This is a genomic window from Fervidicola ferrireducens, from assembly GCF_001562425.1.
Taxonomy (GTDB): Bacteria; Bacillota; Thermosediminibacteria; order Thermosediminibacterales; family Thermosediminibacteraceae; genus Fervidicola; species Fervidicola ferrireducens.
Map to the genome: position 1 here is coordinate 1 of NZ_LOED01000101.1, position 555 is coordinate 555.

Annotated in this window: 2 rRNA genes; both read right to left on the reverse strand. The window is 57.5% G+C overall.

What is annotated here, in order from left to right:
• Positions 1-261, reverse strand: a 23S ribosomal RNA gene (locus AN618_RS12480); the annotation flags it as partial.
• A gap of 107 nt (positions 262-368) precedes the next feature.
• A 16S ribosomal RNA gene (locus AN618_RS12485) occupies positions 369-555 on the reverse strand; the annotation flags it as partial.

The following is a 555-nucleotide window of genomic DNA, read 5'->3' on the forward strand; positions in this document are numbered from 1 at the left end:
CCTTTCGCTCGCCGCTACTCAGGGAATCGCTCTTGCTTTCTTTTCCTCGGGGTACTAAGATGTTTCAGTTCCCCCGGTATCGCCTCCCATGCCTATGTGTTCAGCATGGGATACCGTGGGTTCCCCCACGGTGGGTTCCCCCATTCGGGCACCCCCGGATCTACGCTTGCTTGCAGCTCCCCGGGGCGTTTCGCCGCTTGCCGCGCCCTTCATCGCCCCCTTGCGCCTAGGCATCCACCGTGTGCCCTTAGTAGCTTGACCAAAAGCCTACATTAGATGCTCTACCATACCCACTGTGCAATTTTCAAGGTGCAGTCCTAATATTTTTGTATAACTAAACAGTGCCACGCCCTTCCCTTTCTCCTTAGAAAGGAGGTGATCCAGCCGCACCTTCCGGTACGGCTACCTTGTTACGACTTCACCCCAGTCGCTGGCCCCACCTTCGACGGACCTTACGTCCGGCTTCGGGTGTTGCCAACTCCCATGGTGTGACGGGCGGTGTGTACAAGGCCCGGGAACGTATTCACCGCGGCATGCTGATCCGCGATTACTAGC